This window comes from Shinella sp. GW821-FHT10F02 (assembly GCF_058809275.1).
The window spans coordinates 249742-274923 of the sequence record NZ_JBXASL010000001.1; the positions used below are offsets into that span (position 1 = coordinate 249742).

Genomic DNA, 25182 nt, shown 5'->3' on the forward strand with positions numbered 1-25182 from the left:
GGTTTTTTGAGGAAAATATAGGCGCGATTTGAGAAGTCTATAAAAAATATGGAAAACATGTGAAATTATGGTTTCAAGCCTACTGGACCTGCGCTACGATTTCTTCAGTTCCCAAAGGAGATCGCCATGCGCCGCCGCCGTTTTCTACAGTCAACCCTGATGCTCTCGCTGCTGGCCGGCCTGCCGGCGGCGCTGCCCGCCGTCGCCGCGGACTGGCCAACGCAGCCGGTGCATATCCTTGTCTCCTTCCCGCCGGGCGGGTCGAGCGACCTCGTCGCGCGCCTCCTGGCGCAGCACCTTTCCGAAGATCTCGGCCAGCAGTTCGTTGTCGAAAACAAGCCGGGCGCGGCGGGCACCATCGCCGCAAGCGCGCTGAAGGCGGCCGCCGCCGATGGCCACACGCTGATGCTGTCGAACCTCACGCCGTTCTCCATCGCGCCCTCGCTGCTTGCTGATGCGCCCTATGATCCGGTCGCCGATTTCACCCATGTTAGCTATATCGGCGGCACGCATCTCGGCCTCTTCGTGCGGCAGGATCGCAACATCGCCGATCTCGCGGCCTTCGTGGCGACGGCCAAGGCCGAGCCCGGCGTGCTCGACTACGGGTCTTCCGGCGTCGGCTCCTGGGGGCATGTCGTCGCCGAGCGTTTCAAGACGCTGGCCGGCGTGTCGATCGAGCACATTCCCTACCAGGGCTCCGGCCCGATGGTGCTGGATTTCCGCGCCGACGTGATCGGCGCGATTTTCGACGCGGTGCCGCAGAACCTGCCGCTGGTCAAGGAGGGCGTCGCCGTACCGCTCGCCGTCAGTGCGAAGGAGCGGCTGAAGACGCTGCCCGACGTGCCGACCTTCCGGGAACTCGGTTACGACCTCGATGCGGAGAACTGGCTCGGCATCAGCGCGCCCGCCGGCCTTTCCCCGGCCATTGCGGAAAAGCTCGATGCGGCGGTGAAGCGTGCGCTCGAAAAGCCCGAGGTCGCCGCCCAGTTCTCGGCCTGGGGCATCGACGTGACGGCGAAGGCGGACGGTCGCTTCGCCGATTTCGTCACCGCGCAATATGCCGCCTGGAAGGCCCCGGTCGCGGCGGTGCGCGGCCAATGAGGATCGGTGTTCTTTTCGTCGGCACGCTTGAGGATACCGGCTTCAACGCCTCGGGCCATGTCGGTGCGCGCGCGGCGCGCCAAAGCGGGTTCGATGTGACGATCCTCGACGGCATTCCCTATGAGCCGGCCGCCATGCAGGCCGCCATGCGGCGGGTGCTGCCGGATCTCGATGGCCTGGTCTTCGTCGGCGGGCAGGGCGATGCCGCCCTGCCGCCGGTCGCGGCAGAGTTTCCGCAAAAGCGTTTCGCGGTCGTGCAGGGCCATGTCTCCCGCGGCAATGTCGCCAGCTACGACGTGCTGCAGGAACAGTCCGCCTTTCTCGCCGGGCACCTTGCCGCACGCACGACGCGGACCGGCACGGTGGCGCACCTTTCCGGCCATCGCGTGCGGCCGGGGCTGAAGGGCCGCGCGGCCTTCGTCGCCGGTGTGCGCCATGCCGCGCCGGATGTCCGGGTGCTTACCGCCTTCTGCGGCAGCCAGGACGACAATGGCGTGACGCGCCGCTGGGCGCGCGCCGAGATCGCCGAAGGGGCCGACGTGCTGTTTACCATGCTGAACGGCGGCCGGCAGGGGGCGATCGATGCCTGCGCCGTCGCGGGCGCCCGGCAGATCGGCAATGTGCTCGACTGGTGCGCCCTCCGCCCGGATGTTTTTATCGCCTCCGCCGAAGCGCGCATCGACCTCTGCGTCACCCACGCCATAGAAAACATGCTCGCCGGCCGCCAGCCGCCGGATATCCGCCGCTTCGGCCTTGCCGACGGCGCCTATGTGGGGCTGCGCCTTGCCGCCGACGTGCCGGCATCGCTTGCCGCAGAGATCGAGGATTTGGCGCACGCCGTCGCGGCGGGCGAGGTTTTCGTGGCGACGGATTATGCCGGGCCGGAATTCACGCTGGAGCTGAGCCATGCCTAGCGCCAGCCTTAAGGCACAGGCGGGCAACCTCGTCCTGCTCGCGGCGGGCGCCGCCTTCGTCTCCGCCGCGCTGGCGGGGCTCGATCTCGGCACGGCGCGGCGGCTCGGGCCGGGCGCCTTTCCGCTGCTCGCCGGCCTCGGCCTTGTCTTCTTCGCGGCCTGCTCCATTCTCGCCGATCTCGTCCGCCCGGTGATGCCGGAGGCGGCCGATGCGCCGGCCGTCGCCGCCGTCTCGTTCGGCATTGCCAGTTTCGCGCTGCTGACGCCGCTCGCCGGCGTGCTGCCGGCGACCTTCGTCGGCGCTTTCGCCACGACGCTGGCGGCGCGCGGCCTCGGCTGGCGCCGACGCCTGATCTTTTCGGCGGCGGCCGTGCCGCTCGTCTGGCTGCTGTTCATCCAGTTGCTGAACCTTCCCGTCCCCCCCTGCGCGGGGTCTGACATGGATCTCCTGCACAATCTCGCGCTCGGCTTTGCGACGGCGGCGACGCCGCTCAGCCTCGTGCTCTGCCTTGCCGGCGTGTTCCTCGGCACGGCAGTCGGCGTGCTGCCGGGCATCGGGCCGCTCGCCGCCATCGCCATGCTGCTGCCGATCACCTTCCACCTGCCGCCGGCGGCAGCCCTGGTCATGCTCGCCGGCGTCTATTACGGCAACGAATATGGCGGCTCGATCGCCTCGATCCTGCTCAACATTCCAGGCTCGCCCTCGTCCTCGATCACCTGCCTCGACGGCTATCCGCTGGCGCGGGCCGGCCGGGCGGGCGTCGCGCTGTTCATGACGGCGATCGCCTCCTTCTGCGGTGCGCTGGTCGGCATCACGATCATGGCGCTGGCCTCGCCGGCGCTGGCCGGTTTCGCCCTGCTGTTCGGTCCTGCGGAATATTTTGCCATCATGCTGCTCGGCCTCGTCTCGGCCGCCGTGGTTTCCGGCAGCGGGCCGGTGCGCGGGGCGATGATGGTGCTGCTTGGCGTGCTGCTCGGCACGGTCGGGCTCGACATGACCTCTGGCGAGACGCGCTTTACCGCCGGCATTCTGGAACTGCGCGACGGCATCAATCTCGGCGTCGTCGCCATGGGCCTGTTCGGCGTCTCGGAGGTGATGACGGCAATCCGCGAAACCGCGCCGGCAGGCCTTGCCGGCCGCTTCCACCTCAAGGACATGCTGCCCACCCGCGCGGAGGCGAAACGCTCGACCGCCCCGGCGCTGCGCGGCTCGCTGGTCGGCGCCATCCTCGGCACCCTGCCGGGCACCGGTCAGGTCGTCTCTTCCTTCATGGCCTATGCGCTGGAAAAGAAGATCTCGCCCAACCGCGAAAACTTCGGCAAGGGCGCCATCGAGGGCGTCGTCGTGCCGGAGGCGGCGAACAACGCGGCGGCGCAAAGCTCCTTCATCCCGACGCTCACCCTCGGCATTCCCGGCAGCCCGACGATGGCGCTGATGCTGGGCGCCATGATGATCCACGGCATCACGCCCGGCCCGCGCATCATCGAGGAACATCCGGACCTCTTCTGGGGCCTGGTGGTCAGCTTCCTCATCGGCAACGTTTTCCTGCTGGTGCTGAACATTCCGCTGATCGGCCTCTGGGTGCGGCTGCTGCGCATCCCGCCGTCCGTGCTCTATCCCGCCGCCGTCGTCATCATCTGCATCGGCGCCTACGGCATCGACACGAGCCTGTTCGACGTCTGGACGGCGCTGGTCTTCGGCCTCATCGGCTATGGTCTCAGGCTCTACCGCTTCGAGTCCGCGCCGCTTCTCACCGGCTTCGTGCTCGGGCCAATGATGGAAGAATATTTTCGCCGCACCATGCTGTTGTCGCGGGGCGATGCCTTGGTGCTGCTGGAACGGCCCGGCTCGGCGCTGCTGCTCGCTGCGGCGCTCCTGTTGTTTGTCACAGCTTTGATGCCGGCGGCCCGCTGGCGGGCGCTTATCCGCCGCCAAACGCATGGGAGGACGGCCTGAACTGTTTTTTCAGGTTACATCCCGGTAGGTTGATGGCCGGCCGCTCGTCGTCGCGGCGTCTAAATGTCGACCATCACTCCGCATCAAGCCCGCGTCCGCCCATACTGCTGCGTCAGCCAGTCGAGGAATACGCGCAGGCGCGGGGAGAGTTGGCGTGTGTGGGAATAGAGGGCGTGGACCGGGATGGGCGGGGGTGGCGTGTTCGCGAGGATTTCCATCAGCACGCCATCCGCGACCTCTGAAGCGACCCGGTAGCGTGGCACCTGGATGATGCCGAGCCCGGCGCAGGCCGAGGCAACATTGGTCTCCGCCCCGGTGACGGTGACGACGGCTGGCAAAAGCATCTCGCGGATCTCGCCGTTGATGTCGAACGCGAGGTGGGTAACCGACGGCATGTCGGGGGCAAGCAGGCCCACCATCCTGTGGCCGTCCTTCAGATCGTCCAGCGTGCGCGGCGTTCCGAACTTCACAAGATAACCCGGACTGGCGAACGTGCCCCGTTCGAGTTCAGCGAGCTTGCGCTGGATCAAGGTGGAATCCGACAGCGCGCCGACGCGCACGATGCAGTCATATCCCTCCCGCACGATATCCATCGGCTGGTGGGTCTCGCTGATATGAAGCTGGATATCGGGATAGCGCTCCAGGAAATCCGGCAGGCCGGGCAGAAGGAAATACCGTGCCTGGGTGCCGTGCAGGTCGACGCGCAGAAGGCCGGACGGTCTGGCTCTGTTGAAGCCGGCCTCCGCATCTTCCAGATCGGCGAGCAGCCTGATGCAGCGCTGGTAATAGGCCTCGCCGTCCAGCGTCGGCCTGACCACGCGCGTGGTGCGCTCCAGAAGGCGGACGCCGAGTCTGCGCTCCAGCAATCTCACCGCATCCGTCGCGGTCGAGCGCGGAATGCCGAGGTCTCCGGCGGCCAGCGTAAAGCTTCGCCTCTCGGCCACGCGCGCGAAAATCCGCATCGACTCGAACCGGTCCATTGTTCGCTATTCCCGTCAAGTGATGGCGGATCATGCCCGATTATCTGCAGGGCGCAAGGGTCCATCTTCTCCTCATCGAAAACGCGCTGCGGCGCATCACATGAAGGAGAACGAAAATGGCAAACATCGACAACAGGGTCGCGATCGTCACCGGGGCCTCGCGCGGCATCGGCGCTACGATCGCCGAGCGCCTCGCTCGGGACGGCTTCACCGTCGTGGTCAACTATGCCGGTAGCGCGAAGGCTGCGGGAGAGCTTGTCGACCGTATCGAGAACGCCGGGGGAAGGGCGCTTGCGGCGCAGGCCGATGTCAGCGACGCGGCTGCGGTCGCCCGTATGTTCGACACGACGGCGGCAGCGCTTGGCGGGGTGGACGTGCTGGTCAACAATGCCGGCATCATGAAGCTCTCCACGATCGCGGACAGCGACGAAGCCTTCGTCGATGGGCAGATCGCCATCAACCTCAAGGGCAGCATCAACACGATGCGCGAGGCGTCGCGGCGACTGCGCGCCGGCGGCCGGATCATCAACCTGTCGTCCAGCGTCGTCGGCCTCTACCAGCCGAGCTACGGCGTCTATGCGGCCACGAAGGCCGGCATCGAGGCAATGACGCATGTACTGGCCAAGGAACTGCGCGGCCGCAACATCACCGTCAACGCCGTGGCACCGGGACCGACGGCGACGGCGCTCTTCCTCGACGGCAAGCCGCAGGCCGTCGTCGACACACTTGCAAAGCTCGCACCGCTGGAGCGTCTCGGCCAACCGGAAGACATCGCCAACGCGGTCGCGTTCCTTGCCGGGCCGGATGGTGCCTGGATCAACGGCCAGGTGCTGCGCGCCAATGGTGGGATCATCTGATCCCGCCTCCCGCCCACGCAACTTCAAGACACGAAAGGATCAACCCATGAGCAGGAAAATCGCCCTTGTCACCGGATCGTCCAGCGGTTTCGGCCGGCTGACCGCCGAAGCCCTCGCCCGCGCCGGCTACACCGTCTATGCCTCGATGCGCGATGTCGCCGGTCGCAATGCCGGCAATGCCGCCCATATGGTCGAACTGTCCGGTAGGGACGGCATCGACCTCCGACCGCTCGAACTCGATGTGCAGTCCGAAACCTCGGTGGATGCGGCCATCGACAGGATCATCGCCGAGAGCGGCCGGATCGACGTTGTCGTGCACAATGCCGGGCATATGATGTTCGGCCCGGCCGAAGCCTTCACGCCCGAACAGTTCGCCCAGCAATACGACGTCAACGTGCTCGGCACGCAGCGGGTCAACCGCGCCGCCCTGCCGCATATGCGCAAGCGTCGCGAGGGCCTGCTGGTGTGGGTATCGAGTTCCAGTTCGGCTGGCGGCACCCCGCCGTACCTGTCGCCCTACTTCGCCGCCAAGGCGGCGATGGATTCACTCGCCGTGCAATATGCCCGCGAACTCAGCCGGTGGGGCATCGAGACGACGATCGTCGTCCCTGGCGCCTTCACCAGGGGCACCAACCACTTTGCCCGTTCCGGCCGCCCGGCCGATCAGGCCCGGCTTGCCGAATATGAGGCGGACGGCCCTTATGCCGGCTTCGGCGAGACGGTGCAGAGGGCTTTTGCCGATATCGTTCCCGAGCACGCCGAGCCGGCGCCGGTTGCCGACCTCATTGTCGAGGTGGTCGACAAACCGTTCGGAGAGCGGCCGTTCCGTATCCACTACGACCCGACCGAAGACGGCGCGAATATCGGGTTTGGCGTTCTCGACCGGTTGCGCGCCGAAATGCTGCATCGCGTCGGGCTCGGCGATCTTCTGACGCCTGCAAGGAAGAGCTGATGCCCTGATGATGCGGTGCCGGGACGATATGTGGGGAGTGGCTGCGAGCACGCTTTCCGGCACCGCCGCAATCCCTTGTACCGTCCTCAAGCCGGTCGGTTGCCGGGGCGGGCGCGCCGGCGCTCGACCGGCGCCTTTTTAGCTTGCAAGGATTTGCCTTGCGGAGATCGGCTCGCGCCCCAGGAGCTTGCCGAGCGTGGGATCCGTCCTTGCGAACTCTCCGGCACGCGCTGCACGATACATGCTGAGCGTGATGGCGATCACGGCCGGGGGGAGGCCGCGGGCTGCAAGAAGCCGCTCGAATTCGTCATCCGGCAGGGTCCTGCGGGTGATTGTCTGCCCGGAAATCTCGCTCAGGATATTGGCTATGTCCGTGAAATCCAGCGCGGCCGGGGCTGTCAGAGGCGGTGTCGGGCCGTCGAAGCGGCCTTCCTCGGCGAGGATGGTGGCAGCGGCCGCCGCCAGATCTTCGTGGGCGGTCCAGGAGAATTTTCCGTCCTCGGGTGCGACGACCTCTCCAGTCCTTGCGGCATCGGCGGTCATTTGCCGGGCGCTCTCGGCGTAGAAGCCGTTGCGCAGGGCCGTCCAGGCCATGCCGGACTCCTGCAACATCGTTTCCGTCGCCGCATGCACATGCATCGGCAGGAATGCCGACGTCGCGCTTACGGCCATATGGCTCGTATACAGGATGCGCCGCACGCCCGCGGTCTTCGCCGCCGCTATGGCGTCGCGATGCTGCGCTTTCGAGTCCCCGCCATAGGCGCTGGCGTTGGATGAGACGACAAGCACCTGCGTTGCACCCTCGAATGCACTGGCAAGGCTGTCCGGCTGTGCGAAATCGCCATGGCGCACCCGCACACCCTGCTGCAAGAACGCCGCTGCCTTGCCGGGATCGCGCACACTGACCGCGATCCTCTCGGCGGGAACCCGTTCGAGCAGGTGTTGAACCACCAGACGGCCCAGCTTTCCGGTGGCGCCCGTTACGACAATCATGATTCTACCTCTTGTTAGCGATGATAACGCAACGGTGATAACAGTGATTATCGTTGAAATCAAGTTTCTGATAGCGCCGCTAACAATCGCTGCTAAAATCGGCCCATGGCGACGAATGAATTTCCCTCTCCCGCAGATGAACCCAGCGATACGCGAGCGCGCATTCTCGCCGCGGCTACCCGCCTTGTGGCGGCGGGCGGGGAGGAGGCGGCGACCACGCGGGCGGTGGCGGACGCTGCGTCCGTCCAGGCACCCACCATCTACCGCCTGTTTGGCGACAAACGAGGTCTTCTCGATGCCGTGGCGGAAGGGGCCTATGCAAACTACATCGCCGAGAAGGTACGGCGCGAACCGGCGGCCGATCCCGTTGAAGACATGCGCAGGGGGTGGGACGACTATATCGCGTTCGGTCTCGCCAATCCGGCGATCTTCAACCTGATCCGGACGACCTACCCGAATCCGCCATCAAAAGTGACCCTTGCCGGATTGGCGGTGCTGCGGGAAAAGGTCGGCCGTCTTGCCCGCCTCGGGCGTCTTCGGGTGAGCGAAGAACATGCGGTCGATCTCGTTCATGCGGCAGGAATCGGCTGCGTTCTTTCCCTTTTGGCAAAGGCACCGGATCAGCGAGGCGATTTGGCGGATGCCGCGCGCGAGGCGGTGTTCTCGCAGATTATCGAGGGGCGCCCCCTGAAGAATGGCAGCGAGCTTTCAAGCATCGCCACCGCCTTGCGGTCCAGGCTGGACGAGGTTGCCGTTCTGTCGCCGGGCGAGCGCCTTCTCCTGGAGGAGATGTTGCAGAGGATTGCGGACCGAGGATAGTGGCGGCCTTCGGGTGCCCAAGGAGGCGGCTGACTACCCCTTTGTTTTCACGAGGTGCGGCTTGGTGGGCTCCCATGCGCGCACCAAGTCGCGACCGGACGCCTTGGCTAGATAGAGGGCTTCATCGGCGCGCAGGACGAGCCGGCCGGCATCCGGCCCGATCGTATGGTTGGTGAGCGTCGCCACGCCGATGCTGGCGGTCACGATGCCTTTCTCGCTGCCGGTATGGGCAATCTCCAGCGCACGGATGCGGTTGCGCAGTTTGTGGGCAAGGGTGAGCGCGCCTTCCTCCGGCGTGTCGGGCAGGATCAACGCGATTTCCTCGCCGCCATAGCGGGCGACGCGATCGGTGGGGCGGTGGGCGACTGCGCGCAGGCACTCGGCGATCGCACGCAGGCAGTCATCTCCGGCCGTGTGGCCATAGGTGTCGTTGAATGCCTTGAAGCGGTCCACGTCGAGGAGCAGGAGGCTCAGCGGTCCTTCTCCGCGCTCCGCGGCCGCTATTTCCTGCGCCAGTATGGTGTCGAAGGCGCGTCGGTTCAGCAGACCCGTCAGCCCGTCCGTTTCGGCAAGTTCCGCCAGCCGCATGTTGAGATCGCGCAGCCTCTGTTCGCTTTGCTTGCCGTCGGTGATGTCCGAACAGACCACGAAACATGTGCCGTCCGGCGCGGGATTCGTCCTGGACTCGATCCAGCGTCCGTCGAAGAGCGGGAACTGCACCGTGCCGGGGCTGCGCAGGCGGGATACGGCGGTATTGACCCATTCGGTCACGTTGTCCGTGGGGATGTTGATGAGTTCGCCGCGCGCGATTGAGGCATAGAGGATGGATGCCGCCGGCGTGCCCGGCACGCGCAGGTCCGCCGTCAGGGGAAACATCGTCCGATATTGCTCGTTGCAGAAAACGACGTTGAGGTTCTCGTCGAACATGACGAGGCCGTCGGCCATGTTCGTCAGCGCGGCCGTCGCCTTGCGCTCGCTTTCGGCGAGCGCCGTCTCAAGCTCCTTTTTGGCGGTCACGTCGCGATTGTGGGTGATGACGCCCGTGACGTGCCCGTTCTCGTCCAGCAGCGGTGACTTGAGCGTCGAAAGCCAGGCGATCGTTCCGTCCCGGTGGGTCACCTGCTGCTCGATGACGTAGGACGTTTCACCCTGTGCCGCCTTCTCCTCGTCGGCTTTGAACTTGAGGGCGATGTCGGCCGGATAGAAGTCAAAATCGGATTTTCCGATAAGGGCGTTCGAATCCGTTGCTTTCATGAGCGAAGCCGTCGCCGGATTGGCGACGATGAACCGTCCTTCGACGTCTTTCACGTTCAGGCAGTCGGGAAGGCTGTCGATGACGACTTTGTAGATATGGTTTTTCTGCGTCATTTCCCGCCGGCGAAGCTCGCTGGCGATTGCAAGCGAGATCATCAGGGTGGAGGCAAAGACGATGATCGTCGTCGGCAGCAGGACTGTGGGCGCGATGGCGATCAACGTGTCGCGCGGCAGCGCGAGAAAGCCCAGAAGACCGCTGACGGCGACGGTCGCCGAGAAAACCAGAATGGCAGGAAAGGAAGGACGCTGGTCCTTCTTCAGGTGGTAGGCGGCCATGCCGACAGCAGCGGCAATCGCGATGCCCGTCAGCCCGGCCACGGTTCCCGCGCCGCCGGAAGAGAGCCTGAAGGCCGCAACGAGAACGGTCGTCACCGTCAGGGCGATCGGTCCGCCGAAAAGGCCCGAAACCGCAATCACCGTGGTCCGCAGGTCGATGAAGATGCCGTCGCTGATCTGGAACGGCAGCAGCATCACCAAGATCGCGCCGGTTCCCAGAAGCAGGCCGAAACTGAGCTGCCGCACGACGGCGTGACGGAAGAGCCGCGGAAGTTGTGTATTGCTCCAGATCGAAACCAGGAGTGCCAGGATCGCCATGTTGGCGAGCAGATCATGCCATACTGTACCCACGCTTCGCCTCCGCGGACAACGTGCTAGCCGGTTGCGCCGATGTCAAACAGGATAGGCGGTTAGGTAAAACGTCAGGTTAACGCGGGGTTAAAGTTGAGTGACCCTCGTGCATTGGGCGATCGGCAGCATTCAGCCCTCAAACCGCGGCCTCTTCCTGCACGCCTGCGACCTTCTGCGTGAAATCGGCAAAGAACTGCGCGGCCAGTTTTTTCGCCGTGGAGTCGATCAGCCGGCTGCCGAGCTGGGCGATCTTGCCGCCGACCTCCGCCTTGACGACATAGGTGAGCAGGGTCGCGTCCGGTCCGTCTTCGGTGAGCGCCACATCCGCGCCGCCCTTGGCGAAGCCGACCATGCCGCCCTTGCCTTCGCCGCTGATCGTGTAGGAATGCGGCGGGTCGAGGTTGAGGAGCTGGACCGTGCCCTGGAAGCGGGCTTTTACCGGCCCGACCTTCAGCGCGACGGTCGCCGTCATCTCCGTGTCGGAGGTCTTTTCCAGCGTCTCGCAGCCGGCAATGCATTGGCGCAGGATGTCCGGGTCGTTCAGCGCCTGCCAGACGGTTTGCACCGGGGCTTCGATCCGTTCGCTGCCGTTCATGTCCATGAGATAGTCCTTTCAGGGTGTGGTGGCGTCGCCGCGCTGGTCGCGGCGGCGGATGGCGAGGATTTCGGCGAGGATGGAGAGCGCGATCTCCTCCGGCGTGATGGCTCCGAGATCGAGCCCCGCCGGCCCCTTGATCCGGTCGAGCCGCTCGGCCGGGATGCCCGCGCGGGAAAGATCGGCCTTGAGCGCGGCCATCTTTCGTCCGCTTCCGACGAAACCGTAATATTCGGCCTCTAGGGCAAGCGCTGCCTGGAGTGCGGTGAGGTCGCCGCTGCCCTGCGTCGCGACCAGCGCGAAAATCTTGCCGGCCGGCGGCTCGGCGATAGCGAATCCGTCCACCACCACATCCGCCGCGGGCAGCTCTGTGTGGTCGGCGGCGGGTGCGGCGAGCGTGATGTGGAAGCCGAGCAGGGCGGCCTGCTCCACCACCGCCATGGCGACGGGGCTCGCCCCGAAGACGACGAGCGCGGGGCGCGGCAATACCGGCTCGATGAAGATGTCCATCGTGCCCTTGCTGGGGCACATGTTGGCGGAGAACTGGATGCCCTCGCGCAATTCGCCGGCCGCCACACCATGTTCGGCCAGAAGCTCCTTCGGCTGCACCGAGATCAGCCGCGCCTTGCCGTCCATCAGCGCCTGCCGGGCGGCGCGCAGCACCGCGCCGCGGGCGCAGCCGCCGCCGATCCAGCCGGCGACGATGGTGCCGTCCGGGCGGATCACCGCCTTGGCGCCGGCCTTGGCCGCGGTCACCGAGACGGTGCGCACGACGGTGGCGAGCACGAAGGCCTCCTCGGCGGACTTGAGGCGGTTGGCGAGATCCATCACATCGACATGGGCGTTCATCGTGACCTCCCTCAGAGTTTCGCAAGATAGGGTTCGAGCGCCGCGAGGCTTTCGAGCGTATTGGCCGGCGCATGCAGATCGACGAACGGCAGGGCGGCGCGGATGCCGGCCGCCTCCGGCGCATAGCTGTCCCAGCCCATCATCGGGTTCAGCCAGGCGATGCGCCGGCAGCGGCGACGCAGCGCCGCCATCTCCCGAGCCAGCAGCGCGGCATCGCCCGTCTCGTAGCCGTCCGAGACGATCATCACGCAGGTACGCGAATGGATGACGCGGGCGGCGTGCCAGCGGTTGAAGGTGGCGAGGCACTCGCCGATCCGCGTGCCGCCGCCGGTGCCCTCCGCCATCATCGAAAGCCGGTCGAGGGCGCGCTGGGCGTCGCGCTCCTTCATGGCGTCGGAGACATGGGCGAGCCGGGTGTGGAAGAGGAAGGCTTCCGATTCGCAAAAGGCATCGAGCACGCCATGCATGAAGCGCAGGAAGAGGCCCGTATAGGGCGTCATCGAGCCTGAGGCATCGAGCAGCATGACGAGGCGCAGCGGCTTTTCCTTGCGCCGGCGCCGGACGAGATCCAGCGGCACGCCGCCATGGCCGATATTGCCGTGGATCGTGCGGCGCAGGTCGATGCGATAGCCGCGCCGGCGGGCAAGATCGCGGCGGGTGAGCCGCGTGCGCATCGCCCGGGCGAGATGGGCGGCGATGTCATGCGCCCGTGCCATATCCGCCGGATCGGACAGTTTTCGGAGGTCGATGCCGGAAAGTGCCTCGACCGTGGAGGCGCCCTCCATCCGGCCTTCGCCGCCGCCTGCGCCCTCTCCGCCGTCGGCGGGAGCCTGATCCGACACCGTGCCACCCTTCGCCCCGCCGGCTTCCAGCGCTTTCAGGCCGGGGCCGGCATTTCCGGAAACCGCGCTCCGGCTGCGCACGCGTTTTCCCAGCCAGAAGGCGTCGAAAATGCCGTCGAACCGCTCCCATTCGCTGCGGCGGGCGGAAAACAGATGTTTCAGGGCGGAGCGCAGCAGGCCGGGCTTTTCCGCATAGCCGGCGACCATCAGCGCGGCGGCGTCCCGGCCCTCGCCGAGTCCGACGGAAAAGCCGTTGTCGCGCAGCGTCTTCAGGAAGGCCGACAGCTTTTCCGCGACGAGGCGGGCGACCGCGCTCGATTCCTCCGGGGTCAGGGGGGCGCCGCAACAGCTCATGCCACCCTCCCCAACAGGCGTTCGGTGACCTCGCGGCGGAAGCGCGCCTTGTCCTCGCGGGTCTTCAGCAGGCAGGCCAGCGTCTCGTGCACGGTTTCGGGATCGTCCTTCAGGTCGGCGATATCGAGGCCGACGAGCACCGCCGCCCAGTCCAGCGTCTCGGCGACGCCCGGCACCTTGCGCAGGTCCTCCTTGCGGATATTTTCGACCATGCGGGCGATCTGCAGGGCGAGCGCAGCGCTGGCCCCATCGATGCGGGCGAGGATGATGCGCGCCTCGCGCTCGACATCCGGATAGTCTATATGGTGATAGAGGCAGCGTCGGCGGAGCGCGTCGGAAAGCTCGCGCGTGCCGTTCGAGGTCAGCACGACATGCGGTATCGTCACCGCGGTGATCGTGCCGAGCTCGGGAATGGAGACCTGGAAATCGGAGAGCAGTTCCAAGAGGAAGGCTTCGAACTCCTCGTCGGCCCGGTCGATCTCGTCGATCAGCAGCACCGGCGCCTTCTGCCGGCGGATGGCTGCCAGCAGCGGACGCTCCATCAGGTATTTTTCGGAAAAGACCGCGTCTTCCAGCCCGCCGGCCGCCTCGCCCTGCCGGGCCTGGATGGCCAGCAGCTGGCGCTGGTAGTTCCACTCGTAGAGTGCCGCCGACTGGTCCAGCCCCTCGTAGCATTGCAGGCGGATCAGTTCCGTCTCGTGCACCGACGCGATTGCATAGGCGACCGCCGTCTTGCCGACGCCGGCCTCGCCTTCGAGCAGCAGCGGCCGGCCGAGGCGCTGCATCAGCGAGAGCGCGACCGTCAGCTCCCGGTCGGCGATATAACCGGCTTTCGCCAGCCGCTCGCCGATCTCGGCGCGGGAAAGGGCCAGGGGACCGTGAGACATGACAGCCTCGCCCTCACGCCACCGCGCCGAGTTTTTTCGCCGCCTGCCAGTTGCGCCAGAAATCGTGCGGCATCTGGATATGCGTCGATCCCAGGAACGAGAAGGCGTCGTTGACCGCGTTGGAGAAGGCCGGCACGCCGCCGACATTCGGGCTTTCGCCGACACCCTTGGCGCCGATCGGGTGATGCGGCGAGGGCGTGACGGTGAAATCCGTCTCCCAATGGGGCGTTTCCACCGCCGTCGGCAGGAAGAAATCCATGAAGGAGCCGGTCACCACATTGCCGTTCTCATCGTAGCGGATCTCCTGGCCCATGGCGATGGCGAAGGCCTCCGTCAGCCCGCCATGCACCTGCCCCTCGATGATCATTGGGTTGATGCGCGTGCCGCAATCGTCGAGCGCGTAGAAGCGGCGCACCTTGTAGACGCCGGTATCGACGTCGATCTCCATGACGCAGAGATAGGCGCCGAAGGGATAGGTCATGTTCGGCGGATCGTAATAGCTCACCGCCTCAAGGCCCGGCTCCATGCCGGGCGGCGGCGAATTGTAGGCGATCCAGCAGATATCCTTCATGCCGAGGAATTTTTCCGGCAGGCCCTTTACGCGAAAACCGTCGATATCCCATTCGAGATCGTCCTCGTGCACCTCCAGCCGGTAGGCGGCGATCATCTGCGCCTTGGCCTTCACCTTGCGCGCCGCCATGGCGATCGCAGCGCCTGCGACGGGCGTGGAGCGGGAACCGTAGGTGCCGAGCCCGTAGGGCGCGGTATCGGTGTTGCCTTCCTCCACCATGATGTCGTCGGCGGGAATGCCGATCTCCGTGGCGATGATCTGCGCCCAGGTCGTCTCGTGGCCCTGGCCCTGGCTTTTCGTGCCCATTCGGGCGATGCCGGCGCCGGTCGGGTGGAGCCGGATCTCGCAGCTGTCGAACATGGCGATGCCGAGGATGTCGCAGTTCTTCGAGGGGCCGGCGCCGACGATCTCGGTGAAGAAGGAAATGCCGAGGCCCATGATCTCGCGGGTCTCGCCGCGCTGGAAGGCCGCGCGCTTGTCCGCCTGCTCGCGGCGCAGGCCGGCATAGTCCACCACCTCCATCATCTTCTTCATGGCGGTGTGGTAGTCGCCCGAATCGTATTCCCAGCCGAGCGCCGAGTGATAGGGGAACTGCTCCTGGCGGATGAAATTCTTCAGCCGCAACTCGGCCGGGTCCATGCCGAGCTTCTGGGCAAGGATATCCATCGCCCGCTCGATGCAATAGGCCGCCTCCGTCACCCGGAAGGAGCAGCGATAGGCGACGCCGCCCGGCGCCTTGTTGGTATAGACGCCGTCGACCGCGAGATGGGCGGTGGGAAAATCATAGGAGCCGGTGACGATGTTGAAGAAGCCGGCCGGCCATTTCGACGGGTCGGCACAGGCGTCGAAGGCACCGTGGTCGGCGAGCACATGGACGCGCAGGCCGGTGACCTTGCCTTCCTTCGTCGCGGCAATCTCCGTCGTCATGTGGTAGTCGCGGGCAAACGAGGTGGCGCAGAGGTTTTCGATGCGGTCCTCGACCCATTTCACCGGCCGCCCGGTGACGATCGAGGCGACGGCGGCGCAGATATAGCCCGGATAGGCGCCGACCTTGTTGCCGAAGCCGCCGCCGATATCCGGTGCGATCACATGGATCTTGTGCTCGGGAATCTTGGCGATCAGCGCCACGACGGTGCGGATGACATGCGGCGCCTGGAAGGTGCCGTAGATCGTCAGTTCCCCCTTCACCTTGTCGAAGGAACACAGGCACTGGCAGGTCTCCAACGGCGAGGGATGGGTGCGGTGATAGGAGATCATCTCCTTGATCGTCACCTCCGCCTTGCGGAAGGCGGCATCCGTCAGGTCCCGGTCGCCGACGGTCCATTCGAAGATATGGTTGTGGTGTTTTCGCGGCCCGTGCGCGCCTTCCGTCTTGCTGTCCAGGTCCTCGCGCAGCACCGGCGCATCCGGGTCCATGGCGTGGAAGGGATCGACGAGGACCGGCAGGGCCTCGTACTCCACCTCGACGGCATTGATGCCGTCATCGGCCGCATAACGGTCGGTCGCGACGACGAAGGCGACTTCCTGGTTCTGGAACAGCACCTTGCCGTCCGCCAGCACCATCTGCACGTCGCCGGCCAGCGTCGGCATCCAGGCGAGGTTGACGCCCTTCAGGTCCTCCGCCGTCAGCACGGCGAGCACGCCCGGCACCTTCAGCGCCTTCTCCTTGTCGATGGACTTGATGCGGGCATGGGGATGCGGCGAGCGCACGAAATCGCCGTGCAGCATGCCGTGCAGCTTCACGTCGTCGACATAGTTGCCCTTGCCCTGGGTGAAGCGGATATCCTCGACGCGCTTGCGCTTGCAGCCCATGCCTTCGAGTTTGGCCTCGCGCTCGGCGCGCGTGATGGTCATGTCGTTCATTCCGCAGCCTCCCTGAACTCCGTGCCGTTGATCTTGGCGGCAGCGTATTGGATCGCCTTGACGATGTTCTGGTAGCCGGTGCAGCGACAGAGATTGCCGGCAATGCCGAAGCGGATCTCCTCTTCGCTCGGGGTCGGGTTTTCCTTCAGCAGGCGGTGGGCGCGCACGATCATGCCGGGCGTACAGAAGCCGCATTGCAGCCCGTGCATCTGGCGGAAACCCTCCTGGAGGGCCGAGAGCGTGCCGTCCGCGTTGGCGATGCCTTCGATGGTGGTGATCTCGGAGCCTTCGGCCTGCACGGCGAAGACGGTACAGCTTTTCACCGACATGCCGTCGAGATCGACGGTGCAGGCGCCGCAATGGGTGGTCTCGCAGCCGATATGGGTACCGGTCAGGCTGAGATTTTCGCGGATGAAATGCACGAGCAGCGTGCGCGGCTCGACAAGGCCCTCGACCTCGCTGCCGTTCACCCGCATCGTCACATGGGTCTTTGCCATCGTTTCCTCCTATACTGCTTTTGCAGCAGCGCGCTTCAGCGCCCGCATGACCATGATGCCGCCGACATGCGTGCGGTATTCGGCAGGGCCACGCCCGTCGGCGGCCGGTTGCATGACGGCGCGGGCAAGGTCGGCGGCCCGTGCCAGCGTTGCTCCGTCGAGCGTGGTGCCGATCACGCAGGCGGCGGCGTCCTCGGCGAGAAGCGGCGTCTCGGACAGGTTGGTGAGGCCGATGCGACAGGTCGCGACCTTGCCGGCGGCGAGCGTCAGCACCACCGCGGCGGCGGCCGTCGCATAGTCGCCGATCTTGCGCTTCAGCTTCTCATAGGCATAGCCGTGGCCGGAGGGCGGGACCGGGATGGTGATTTCGGTCAGGAGTTCGCCGGGTTCGAGCGCGGTGAAATAGGCGCCCTGGTAGAAGTCGACGGCATCGACGCTACGCGCGCCGTCCGGCCCTTCCAGCCGGTAGCGGGCGCCGAGCGCCATCATCAGCCCCGGCATGTCGTTGCCCGGATCGCCATTGGCGACATTGCCGCCCAGCGTGCCGCGATAGCGCACCTGCGGATCGGCGATCTGCAGCGAGGTTTCCTTCACGATCGGCACAAGTGCTGCGATTTCCGGCGAGGCCACCAGCTCATGCTGGGTGGTCATGGCGCCGATGACGAGCATGCCGCCCTCGCGCCGGATGCCCTTCAGCGATCCGATGCCGTGCAGGTCGACGAGATGTTCGGGCGTGGCGAGACGGAGCTTCATCATGGGAACGAGGCTGTGGCCGCCGGCAAGCGGCCGCGCCTCATCCCCGAGGCTGGAGAGCAGTTTCACCGCATCGGCAACCGATTGCGGCCGATGGAACTGGAATGGGCCGGGTATCATGGGTCTCCTCCGGTATATACCGAGGATCAGCATTTTCCCTGGGGAGCGGACAGGCAAGGAGACGGCCGGCTTTCCGGCACCAGCGCCGGATTTCTGCACGAAAAGCGGCTTCGCCCGCACGAATTGCGTCAGGCACTTTGACCTATGGCATCGTTCCGGTGCGGGCCGTCGCGCCGGCTGAGGCCCAGCCGGGCCTTCAGTTCGGAGATCTTCGTCCGGCTCACCGGAACGAGGTGCGGGACGACGCCGCCCAGCTCGACGACCGCGCCATCCCCTTCCTTGCGCATCAGCACGATATGCGGCACGGCGACGATATGGCTGCGGTGGACGCGCAGGAACGTCTCGGGACAGAGCTGCGCTTCCATCTCCGAGATCGACCAGGCGCACATGCGCTCGCGCTGCCCGTCATGGACGAGCGTATAATGCGCATCGGCACGGATGCTGCGGATATCGGCCGCATCGATGAAAAGGGTGCTGCCGGCGCCCTCAACCGGGATCTTCGTGACCACGGGACGGGCGGGTTGGCCGAGACCGGCCAGGGGGGCCGCCCTGTTCACCCGGACGGCGGAGACAGCCGGATCGGGCCGCTCGGCCTCGGCGCGCAGGCGCGCTTCCGGAACGAGGAGGAGCAGAAACCCGCCGGTGACCAGGAAACAGAGCAGCGCCACCACCAGCGACAGGACCTGCTGCGAGGCGACGAGCCCGTCCATGGCCATCATATGCCCGCCGGCGGAGTGGGGCTCGAAATGCATGCCGTACATCGCCGTATAGTGCATGCCGGAAACGGCGATGCCGAAGGCGACGGCACTGAGCGCCAGCCGGAAACCGCCATGGCGCGCGATGTAGATGCGCAGCCCCCCATAGGCCGCGCCGATGGCGATCAGCAGGGACAGCGCCACCATCGGATAATCGTGGCGAATGGCGAAGGGACCGGCCAGCCCGTGAATGCCGACATAATGCATGGAGGCGATGCCGAAGCCGAGCAGCAGCGCCGCCCACAGGACGCGCATGCGCGAAGGACCGCCGATGCTGACGAAATAGAGCGAAATGCCGACGACAAGGGCGCAGATGAGGAAGGAAACGAGCGTCGGCAGCACGAGGTAGGCCGCGTCCTGCGGCAGGGGTGCCGCCATCATGCCGATGAAATGCATCGTCCAGATGCCGACCGCCAGAAAGCCGGCCGCGCCGGCCAGCAGCACGCGCCTGCTGGCACGGACCGAACTGCGGATGCGCGCCGCAAGGCCGAAGCCCGTATAGCCGCCAAGTATCGCCACCAGCACCGAAAGTGCGACAAGATACGGATCGTGTTCTGCGAACATCGTCGTGCCGGCCGCGCCCGTTCCTCCCCGGACCAGCCTTCTCCTCTTGTCCATGAGGGTACATCCCTCTTCGAGAGCTTGGCAAGCGATTGTCGGCCACGGCTCGTGGATGCCTGGTCGAACGTCGCCCCCAAAACTACATCGTCAGGACGCGTGCCTGCCTCGTTTGCCAAGAAGCCAGATCAGGTAGGGGCCGCCGATAAGCGAGGCGAAGAGGCCGAGCGGCATCTCATAGGGAAAGGCCACCATGCGCGAGCCCCAATCCGACAGGATCATCAGCCCCGCGCCGAGCACCATGGATCCCGCAAGATGCGGCAGCGCGCGGCCGAGGCCGATGAGGCGCGCGAGATGCGGTGCGATCAGCCCGATAAAGCTCAAGGGGCCGACCAGAAGTGCGGCTGCGGCGGTGAGCAGGCCGCAATTGAGGATGAGGAGGGTGCGCACGGTCTTCGTGGAAACGCCGAGGCTTGCCGCGGACATCGTGCCCAGCGGAAGAATGTCGAGCCAGCGGAAGGCGAACGGCAACGGCAGGACGAGCGCCGCGGCGAGCGCGACCGCCAGCCAGGCTTGCGTCGGGTCGGCGCCGTTCGTCGATCCGCTAAGCCAGCGCAGCAATGTGAAGGCCTGCATGTTGCCCGTCGAGACGATCGCCGTGAGGATCGCGCTGCAAAGCGCGCCCATGGCGAGACCGGCAAAGAGAAGCCGCTCCGGCCCGAAACCGCCGCGGGCGGAAAAGGCGAGAATGACGCCGAGCGTCGCCACCGCCCCCGCCGCCGAGCCAGCAAGCTGCAAGCCCGTCCCGGCTGTCGCCGCCAGCAGCAGCACGGCCGCAAGGCCGACACCCGCGCCCGTGCCGACGCCGAGGACCTCGGGACTGGCCAGCGGATTGCCGGTGACGCGCTGGATGACCGCCCCCGCGGCAGCCAGCATGACGCCTGCCGCCGCCGCGACGGCCACGCGCGGCGCGCGCCATTGGGAAAGCTCGGAGAGGGCGCCGCCCGTCGCGACGGTCCAGCCTTCGGGACCTTGCCCGACGGAAAGGGCCGCCAGCGCGATTGCTGCAGTTGCCGCAAGCCCAACGGCAATGAGCAACCACGGCCGGCCGGCCCTGCGAAGCGTGGCGGACCGGGTCGCAAGCGACGGCCATTCGCCCATGCGCAGGCGCGGCAGCAGCCAGAGCAGCAACGGCCCGCCAAGCAGCGCCGTCGCCGCCCCGGTCGGTATCCGTTCGGCGCCCGCCCCGGTCAGGAGGTTCACGCAACTGTCGGTGAGCCAGAGCAGGATGGCGCCGATGACGGGTGCCGCCACGAGTTTCTGGCGCGGCGTGCGCGCGCCGCTGAGCGCGGCCAGCGCCGGGGCGGCCAGCCCGAGGAAACCGATGACGCCCACCTGGGCCGTGACGGTCGTCGCCAGCCAGACGGCGATGCCCACGACGAGCAGCCGCATCCCGTGCAGCGCCATGCCGAGGCTGCGGGCGCTGGCATCTTCCAGCCCGAGGATGGTGAGGGGCCTGAGGAGGAGGACGGAGCCCGCCGCGGCCAGCACCAGATGCAGGGCGATGGTGATGGCCGGTGTCCAGCTCTGCTGGGTCAGCGAGCCGCCGCCCCAGATGAAGAGCGACATCATGTATTCGCCATTGGCGAGAATCAGCGCGGCGCTGGCGGTGGTCGCCGTCAGCGCCACCATCATGCCGGCCAGCGCCACCGAAACCGGCTCCAGCCCGCGCCGCCATGTCAGGCCGAGGACCAGGGTGATGGCGGCAAGGCCACCGGCGAGCGCTACACCCTCGCGGCCATGTTCCATGAGCAGTGGCGCATGGATGGTGGCGGCGGCCATGGCAAGCTGCGCGCCGGCAGAAATCCCGAGCGTCGAGGGCTCGGCCAGCGGATTGCGCAGCACCCGCTGGAGAAGCAGGCCGGCAAGGCCCAGCGCCGCGCCCGCGACGATCGCGACCGCGATGCGCGGCAGGAGGCTGTCGAAAAGGATGACGCGATTGAGCGCGGCAAGCACGGGATCGGCGGCCACGATCGCCGCTTGCGCATAGAGCCTCCAGGCCGAAAGGGCTGCGGCGAGCAATACGAGGAACGCCCAGAACAGAAGGGGCCGCAAGGATCTTTCAGCCATGGTCGGTCAGGTCCATGGCCGCATGGAAGAGACGCGCGAAACGGCGGGCGGAGGCCAGTCCGCCGAAGTGGTTGGTCGTCTCGATCATCGCGACGCGCCCGGCGCGCACGGCAGGCAAGGCGTTCCAGATCGCATTTTCCGGCAGCGACCAGCGCACATCCGGCGGCGGCGGTCCCACCAGCGCGATATAGGCCTCCGGCACCGCCGCGAGCGCCTCCAGCGGCACTGGTGCGGCAGCCGAATAGCTCGTGTCGGTGGTCCAGGCATTGGCGAAGCCGAGGCGCCCGAGCACGTCGCCGAACATGGCATCGCGGCCGAAGGCGCGAAAGTGCTGGGCATCGCCCAGGCTGATGACGAAGACCGGCCGCGACGCCCGGCCGGAGAGGGCGAAACGCCGGGCCGCGATGTCGGCGGCGGTCTCCTCGATGTAGAGCCTCGCCCTTGCGGGAATGCCGAGCCGGTCGCCGATGGCCAGTGCGGCCTGCTGCGCCAGCGGAAACGGCGGCTTGCCGATCTCGAAAGCCGGCAGCGCCTCCACCGGCGCAATGCGCTCCAGATACGCGCGCTGGTATTCGTAGAAGCCGGAAATCAGGATGAGGTCCGGCGAGACCATGCGCAGCAGTTCCAGATTGGGCGCGCCGCGCAGCCCGAGGTCTGCGACCGCCTGCGGCACGGCGGGCTCGACGACGACCTGCCGGAACTGGATAAGTTCCGTGGCGGCGACGGGGGCCGCACCCAGCGCCAGCATGGTTTCCAGCATCGCCCAGTCGATGGTCGCGATGCGCGGCGGCACGGCGCGGGCAAGTCCCGGCGCCAGAAGCGCGCCCGCGCCGATCGCCAGCGTCTTTCTTCGGGTGAGCATCATGTCTGTGGCTCGGAGACGTAGCTGATGGGCGGTCCGCCCTGCGGGTTGGGCAGCACGTCCATCGCCAGGCCGTAGATTCCGGCAAGCACGTTCGGCCGCAATATGGCATTGGGCGTGCCGCGGGCGATCAGTTCGCCGTGGCTCAGCGCGAGGATTTCATCGCAGACCCGCGCCGCCATGTTGATGTCGTGAAGCACCGCGACGACGCCCGCGCCGCGCTCGCGGCTCAGCCTGCGCACGAGGGAGAGCATGCTGACCTGATGGGCGATGTCGAGGGCCGATGTCGGCTCGTCGAGAAGCAGCCAGCGCGTATCCTGCGCCAGCATCATGGCAAACCAGGCGCGCTGGCGCTCGCCGCCCGAAAGGCTGTCGACCAGCCGGTCGGTGAGGCCTGTCAGTTCCGCCTGTTCCAGCGCGAGGGCGACCTTCTCGCGGTCCGCCGGCCCGAAGCGGCCGAGCGCGCCGTGCCAGGGGAAACGGCCGAGCGCCACGAGCTCGCCGACCGACATGCCCTCGGTCGGCGGCGTGAACTGCGGCATGAAGGCGACGTCCCTTGCAAATTCGCGATCGCCGAACTCATGCAGCGGACGGCCGGCAAGACGGACCGTCCCGCCGGTCGGCGAAAGCTGCCGCGCCATCATCTTCATCAGCGTCGACTTGCCGGAGCCGTTGGGGCCGACGAGGCCATATATCCGGCCTGCGGCAAGGCTCATCTCCGCCGGCCGCACGATCAGGCGTCCGCCTGCGGAGAAGGTCAGGCCTTCCAGATGATACCCCCCGTCCGCCGGATCGGGACGAGGGTGGGTCTTACCAGGTTGCATAGGCCTTCAGCTTGAACGTACGGCCTTCGCCGTAAAAGCAGGACAGCTGTGTCTGGCAGCTCGCCACATAGGTCTTGTCGAAAAGGTTGGTGATGTTGAAATCGACGCCCCAATTGTCTCGCTTGTAGCCGATTTTCGCGTCGGCCAGCGTGACCGCAGGCACCTTCAGCGTGTTCGCATTGTCGACCCAGGACGATCCGACATAGCGCACGCCGCCGCCGACCGACAGTCCGGCAAACGTGTCGTCGTCGAAGGTGTAGTCGAGGAAGAGCGATGCATGCTGTTCGGGGACGATATAGGGCGAATTGCCGATCAGGCTCGGGTCGGCGTCCTCGGTGATTTCGAGGTCGAGCGTGGTGAAGGCGCCGGTCAGCCGCAGGTTGTCGGTCACGTTCGCCTGGGCTTCCAGCTCGAAGCCCCGCGAATTGACCTCGCCGATCTGGGTTTCCTGAAGATAGGGGCCGGTGACGACGTTCTTCTTCGTGAGGTCGAAATAGGCCGCCGTGAACGTGCCGTCGAACCAGGTCGGCATGTATTTCACGCCGACCTCGTATTGGTAGCCGCTTTCCGGCTTGTAGAAGCCGGCGACCGGGGACGAGCCGAGCAGCGGGTTGAAGAAGCTCGACGCGCTGGCATAGGGCGTCACGCCGTTCGCGAATTCGTAGGCAATGCCCGCGCGGCCGCTGAACTCGCCCTGGGAACCGTCGAACGATGCCGTTCCGATGCGATCGGAGGCCTCGGTTCTGACGTAGTCGTAGCGGCCGTTCAGGGTGACGAGCCAGCCGTCGCCGAAGCGGATCTGGTCCTGCATGTAGACGGCGATCTGCTGCTGGGTGAGGTCCTGGTCGATATAGGGGGTGCGGACACCCTGGGGCAGGCCATAGATCGGGTCGGTCGGGCTGATCAGCGTTGCCGAGCCGGAGAGTTCGAGCTTGTCGATATTGAAATATTTGTAGTCGAGGCCGAACAGCAGCGTGTGCTCAAGCGGGCCGGTATCGACCTTGCCCTGCAGCTGGTTGTCGACGAGGAAGGTGCCGACCTGCGTCTTGTGCTCGAAGTTGAGGCGTTGCAGCAGGTTGTCCGGATCGGTGGGAACGGGCGAATAGCCATTGTAGCCATAGGCATAGACGGCGATCTCGTGGATGTCCGCATAGCCGGCGCGGACGTTCTGCCGCACGGTCCAGTCATTGTCGAACGTGTGTTCGAATTCGTAGCCGAGGGAGGCCTGCTGGCGCTTGTAGAGGTCGATGTCCGGTTCGGTGAAGTTCGCGTCGGGATCGATGCGGCCGAACGGTGCATCCACGACGGTCCCGACATAGGGCAGGAAGCCGCCGCCGACATGATGTTCGTCGATGCCGGTATAGTTGCCGATCACGGTGAAGCTCGTCGCGTCGTCCGGCTGCCATGTGAAGGTCGGCGAGATCGTGCCGCGGATGCCCTCGGCGAAGTCGGTATATCCGTCGCCGCCCTGGAGCCGGCCGTAGATGCGGTAGTCGAGGGCGTCGCTCAGCGCGTCCTCGACGTCGAAGCCGAGATAGCCCGTCCCGGCATCGTTGATTCCGGTCTCCACCCGCCGCTGGGTCGTGCCCGTCGGGCGCTTGCTGACATAGTTGACGAGGCCGCCCGGATTGCTGGAGCCGTAAAGAACGGATGCCGCGCCGCGCAGCACCTCGATGCGTTCGAGGTTGAAACTGTCGATGAAGAAGCCGCCGAAACCTTCCGAATAGTTTTGCAGGCCGTCCTGATAGGTGCCGGTCTGGGTCGCCTGGAAGCCGCGGATGAAGAGCCAGTTCGTATCGCTGTCGGTGCCGAAGGGCTGGGCGAGCACGCCCGCCGTATAGCGCAGTGCTTCGTCGACCTTTTCCGCGCCCTGGTCGTCCATCTGCTGGCGGCCGACGACGGAAACGGACTGTGGGATGTCCTTCAGCGGCGAGCCGGTCTTCGAGCCGGTATTGGTTTTCCTGGCGACGTAGCCGTCGACCGGGCCGGTGGCGGTTTCCTCGCCGCCTTCGACGACGATCTCGGTCAACTGGGTCGTGCTGCCGGCGTCCTGTGCAAACGCCATCGACGGCAGGAAAAGGGCGAGCGCCGTGGCTCCCGACAGTTTCAGCCTGCTGCGAACGATGCTTGTCATGCCAACCCCTCTTCGATTCCACCGATGCCCTTTCGGGGCCTGCTAAAGATGAGCTAGTAGATCAAGTATTCGGC

At 66.2% G+C, this 25182-nt stretch carries 21 protein-coding genes; 6 read left to right on the forward strand and 15 right to left on the reverse strand.

What is annotated here, in order from left to right:
- The first annotated feature begins 126 nt into the window (after positions 1–126).
- The 3 genes from AC1RWL_RS01175 to AC1RWL_RS01185 are packed head-to-tail and all read left to right on the forward strand — an operon-like array spanning position 127 to position 3972.
- Complete coding sequence (locus AC1RWL_RS01175) at positions 127–1101, forward strand: Bug family tripartite tricarboxylate transporter substrate binding protein (protein WP_493093619.1); 975 nt, start codon at positions 127–129, stop codon at positions 1099–1101.
- On the forward strand, positions 1098–2015 hold the full coding sequence (locus AC1RWL_RS01180) for a BMP family protein (protein ID WP_493093618.1): 918 nt from the start codon (positions 1098–1100) through the stop codon (positions 2013–2015). The genes AC1RWL_RS01175 and AC1RWL_RS01180 overlap by 4 nt, the downstream gene beginning before the upstream one ends.
- On the forward strand, positions 2008–3972 hold the full coding sequence (locus AC1RWL_RS01185; protein WP_493093617.1) for a tripartite tricarboxylate transporter permease: 1965 nt from the start codon (positions 2008–2010) through the stop codon (positions 3970–3972). The genes AC1RWL_RS01180 and AC1RWL_RS01185 overlap by 8 nt, the downstream gene beginning before the upstream one ends.
- 83 nt (positions 3973–4055) lie before the next feature.
- On the opposite strand, the gene AC1RWL_RS01190 is transcribed toward AC1RWL_RS01185, so the two are convergent.
- Positions 4056–4952: a LysR family transcriptional regulator gene (locus tag AC1RWL_RS01190; RefSeq protein WP_493093616.1), complete on the reverse strand. Its 897-nt coding sequence runs from the start codon at positions 4950–4952 to the stop codon at positions 4056–4058.
- Between the two features lie 116 nt (positions 4953–5068).
- On the opposite strand from AC1RWL_RS01190, the gene AC1RWL_RS01195 reads away from it, so the two are divergent.
- The gene (locus AC1RWL_RS01195) at positions 5069–5809 is read left to right on the forward strand and encodes an SDR family oxidoreductase (protein WP_493093615.1); all 741 of its coding nucleotides are present in this window, start codon (positions 5069–5071) and stop codon (positions 5807–5809) included.
- A 46-nt stretch (positions 5810–5855) separates the two neighbouring features.
- Positions 5856–6761: an SDR family oxidoreductase gene (locus tag AC1RWL_RS01200; RefSeq protein WP_493093614.1), complete on the forward strand. Its 906-nt coding sequence runs from the start codon at positions 5856–5858 to the stop codon at positions 6759–6761.
- Between the two features lie 138 nt (positions 6762–6899).
- Here AC1RWL_RS01200 and AC1RWL_RS01205 read toward each other — a convergent pair whose 3' ends face one another.
- Entirely contained in the window at positions 6900–7754 is an 855-nt protein-coding gene (locus tag AC1RWL_RS01205; protein ID WP_493093613.1) for an SDR family oxidoreductase, read from the reverse strand.
- Positions 7755–7859: 105 nt separating this feature from the next.
- Between AC1RWL_RS01205 and AC1RWL_RS01210 the strand changes: the two genes are divergently transcribed.
- On the forward strand, positions 7860–8573 hold the full coding sequence (locus AC1RWL_RS01210) for a TetR/AcrR family transcriptional regulator (protein ID WP_493093612.1): 714 nt from the start codon (positions 7860–7862) through the stop codon (positions 8571–8573).
- A 33-nt stretch (positions 8574–8606) separates the two neighbouring features.
- Here the strand turns inward: AC1RWL_RS01210 and AC1RWL_RS01215 are convergent, their stop codons facing one another.
- The 13 genes from AC1RWL_RS01215 to AC1RWL_RS01275 all read right to left on the reverse strand — a co-directional run bounded on the left by AC1RWL_RS01215 (position 8607) and on the right by AC1RWL_RS01275 (position 25108).
- The gene (locus tag AC1RWL_RS01215) at positions 8607–10514 is read right to left on the reverse strand and encodes a diguanylate cyclase (RefSeq protein ID WP_493093611.1); all 1908 of its coding nucleotides are present in this window, start codon (positions 10512–10514) and stop codon (positions 8607–8609) included.
- 136 nt (positions 10515–10650) lie between these two features.
- A complete protein-coding gene (locus AC1RWL_RS01220; RefSeq protein ID WP_493093610.1) occupies positions 10651–11115 on the reverse strand; it encodes an SRPBCC family protein in 465 nt (154 codons plus the stop codon).
- Positions 11116–11127: 12 nt separating this feature from the next.
- Entirely contained in the window at positions 11128–11958 is an 831-nt protein-coding gene (locus tag AC1RWL_RS01225; RefSeq protein WP_493093609.1) for an XdhC family protein, read from the reverse strand.
- Positions 11959–11969: 11 nt separating this feature from the next.
- Positions 11970–13154, reverse strand: coding sequence for a vWA domain-containing protein (locus tag AC1RWL_RS01230; RefSeq protein WP_493093608.1), 1185 nt, complete (start codon positions 13152–13154; stop codon positions 11970–11972).
- Entirely contained in the window at positions 13151–14041 is an 891-nt protein-coding gene (locus tag AC1RWL_RS01235) for an AAA family ATPase (RefSeq protein WP_493093607.1), read from the reverse strand. The genes AC1RWL_RS01230 and AC1RWL_RS01235 overlap by 4 nt, the downstream gene beginning before the upstream one ends.
- 13 nt (positions 14042–14054) lie before the next feature.
- Positions 14055–16475, reverse strand: coding sequence for an aerobic carbon-monoxide dehydrogenase large subunit (locus tag AC1RWL_RS01240; RefSeq protein ID WP_493093606.1), 2421 nt, complete (start codon positions 16473–16475; stop codon positions 14055–14057).
- Positions 16472–16972, reverse strand: a complete 501-nt coding sequence (locus AC1RWL_RS01245; protein WP_439623700.1) for a (2Fe-2S)-binding protein — start codon at positions 16970–16972, stop codon at positions 16472–16474. The genes AC1RWL_RS01240 and AC1RWL_RS01245 overlap by 4 nt, the downstream gene beginning before the upstream one ends.
- 9 nt (positions 16973–16981) lie before the next feature.
- Complete coding sequence (locus AC1RWL_RS01250) at positions 16982–17845, reverse strand: FAD binding domain-containing protein (RefSeq protein ID WP_493093605.1); 864 nt, start codon at positions 17843–17845, stop codon at positions 16982–16984.
- Between the two features lie 128 nt (positions 17846–17973).
- On the reverse strand, positions 17974–19164 hold the full coding sequence (locus tag AC1RWL_RS01255; RefSeq protein ID WP_493093861.1) for an MHYT domain-containing protein: 1191 nt from the start codon (positions 19162–19164) through the stop codon (positions 17974–17976).
- Between the two features lie 144 nt (positions 19165–19308).
- Positions 19309–21288, reverse strand: coding sequence for a Fe(3+)-hydroxamate ABC transporter permease FhuB (gene fhuB, locus AC1RWL_RS01260; RefSeq protein WP_493093604.1), 1980 nt, complete (start codon positions 21286–21288; stop codon positions 19309–19311).
- A complete protein-coding gene (locus AC1RWL_RS01265) occupies positions 21281–22153 on the reverse strand; it encodes an ABC transporter substrate-binding protein (protein ID WP_493093603.1) in 873 nt (290 codons plus the stop codon). The genes fhuB and AC1RWL_RS01265 overlap by 8 nt, the downstream gene beginning before the upstream one ends.
- Positions 22150–22974 (reverse strand): ABC transporter ATP-binding protein, encoded by an 825-nt coding sequence (locus AC1RWL_RS01270; RefSeq protein ID WP_493093602.1) that lies wholly within the window; start codon positions 22972–22974, stop codon positions 22150–22152. The genes AC1RWL_RS01265 and AC1RWL_RS01270 overlap by 4 nt, the downstream gene beginning before the upstream one ends.
- The gene (locus AC1RWL_RS01275; protein ID WP_493093601.1) at positions 22961–25108 is read right to left on the reverse strand and encodes a TonB-dependent siderophore receptor; all 2148 of its coding nucleotides are present in this window, start codon (positions 25106–25108) and stop codon (positions 22961–22963) included. Before AC1RWL_RS01275 ends, AC1RWL_RS01270 begins: the two co-directional genes overlap by 14 nt.
- Between the last annotated feature and the right edge of the window lie 74 nt (positions 25109–25182).

Bases quoted from the DNA above. Each gene is read 5' to 3' on its own strand.
- AC1RWL_RS01175 (WP_493093619.1), top strand. From the start codon at position 127: ATGCGCCGCCGCCGTTTTCTACAGTCAACCCTGATGCTCTCGCTGCTG.
- AC1RWL_RS01245 (WP_439623700.1), bottom strand. From the start codon at position 16,972: ATGGCAAAGACCCATGTGACGATGCGGGTGAACGGCAGCGAGGTCGAG.
- AC1RWL_RS01180 (WP_493093618.1), top strand. From the start codon at position 1,098: ATGAGGATCGGTGTTCTTTTCGTCGGCACGCTTGAGGATACCGGCTTC.
- AC1RWL_RS01190 (WP_493093616.1), bottom strand. From the start codon at position 4,952: ATGGACCGGTTCGAGTCGATGCGGATTTTCGCGCGCGTGGCCGAGAGG.
- AC1RWL_RS01185 (WP_493093617.1), top strand. From the start codon at position 2,008: ATGCCTAGCGCCAGCCTTAAGGCACAGGCGGGCAACCTCGTCCTGCTC.
- AC1RWL_RS01275 (WP_493093601.1), bottom strand. From the start codon at position 25,108: ATGACAAGCATCGTTCGCAGCAGGCTGAAACTGTCGGGAGCCACGGCG.
- AC1RWL_RS01230 (WP_493093608.1), bottom strand. From the start codon at position 13,154: ATGAGCTGTTGCGGCGCCCCCCTGACCCCGGAGGAATCGAGCGCGGTC.
- AC1RWL_RS01210 (WP_493093612.1), top strand. From the start codon at position 7,860: ATGGCGACGAATGAATTTCCCTCTCCCGCAGATGAACCCAGCGATACG.
- AC1RWL_RS01265 (WP_493093603.1), bottom strand. From the start codon at position 22,153: ATGATGCTCACCCGAAGAAAGACGCTGGCGATCGGCGCGGGCGCGCTT.
- AC1RWL_RS01220 (WP_493093610.1), bottom strand. From the start codon at position 11,115: ATGGACATGAACGGCAGCGAACGGATCGAAGCCCCGGTGCAAACCGTC.
- AC1RWL_RS01195 (WP_493093615.1), top strand. From the start codon at position 5,069: ATGGCAAACATCGACAACAGGGTCGCGATCGTCACCGGGGCCTCGCGC.
- AC1RWL_RS01255 (WP_493093861.1), bottom strand. From the start codon at position 19,164: ATGTTCGCAGAACACGATCCGTATCTTGTCGCACTTTCGGTGCTGGTG.
- AC1RWL_RS01250 (WP_493093605.1), bottom strand. From the start codon at position 17,845: ATGATACCCGGCCCATTCCAGTTCCATCGGCCGCAATCGGTTGCCGAT.
- AC1RWL_RS01225 (WP_493093609.1), bottom strand. From the start codon at position 11,958: ATGAACGCCCATGTCGATGTGATGGATCTCGCCAACCGCCTCAAGTCC.
- fhuB (WP_493093604.1), bottom strand. From the start codon at position 21,288: ATGGCTGAAAGATCCTTGCGGCCCCTTCTGTTCTGGGCGTTCCTCGTA.
- AC1RWL_RS01200 (WP_493093614.1), top strand. From the start codon at position 5,856: ATGAGCAGGAAAATCGCCCTTGTCACCGGATCGTCCAGCGGTTTCGGC.
- AC1RWL_RS01240 (WP_493093606.1), bottom strand. From the start codon at position 16,475: ATGAACGACATGACCATCACGCGCGCCGAGCGCGAGGCCAAACTCGAA.
- AC1RWL_RS01205 (WP_493093613.1), bottom strand. From the start codon at position 7,754: ATGATTGTCGTAACGGGCGCCACCGGAAAGCTGGGCCGTCTGGTGGTT.
- AC1RWL_RS01270 (WP_493093602.1), bottom strand. From the start codon at position 22,974: ATGCAACCTGGTAAGACCCACCCTCGTCCCGATCCGGCGGACGGGGGG.
- AC1RWL_RS01235 (WP_493093607.1), bottom strand. From the start codon at position 14,041: ATGTCTCACGGTCCCCTGGCCCTTTCCCGCGCCGAGATCGGCGAGCGG.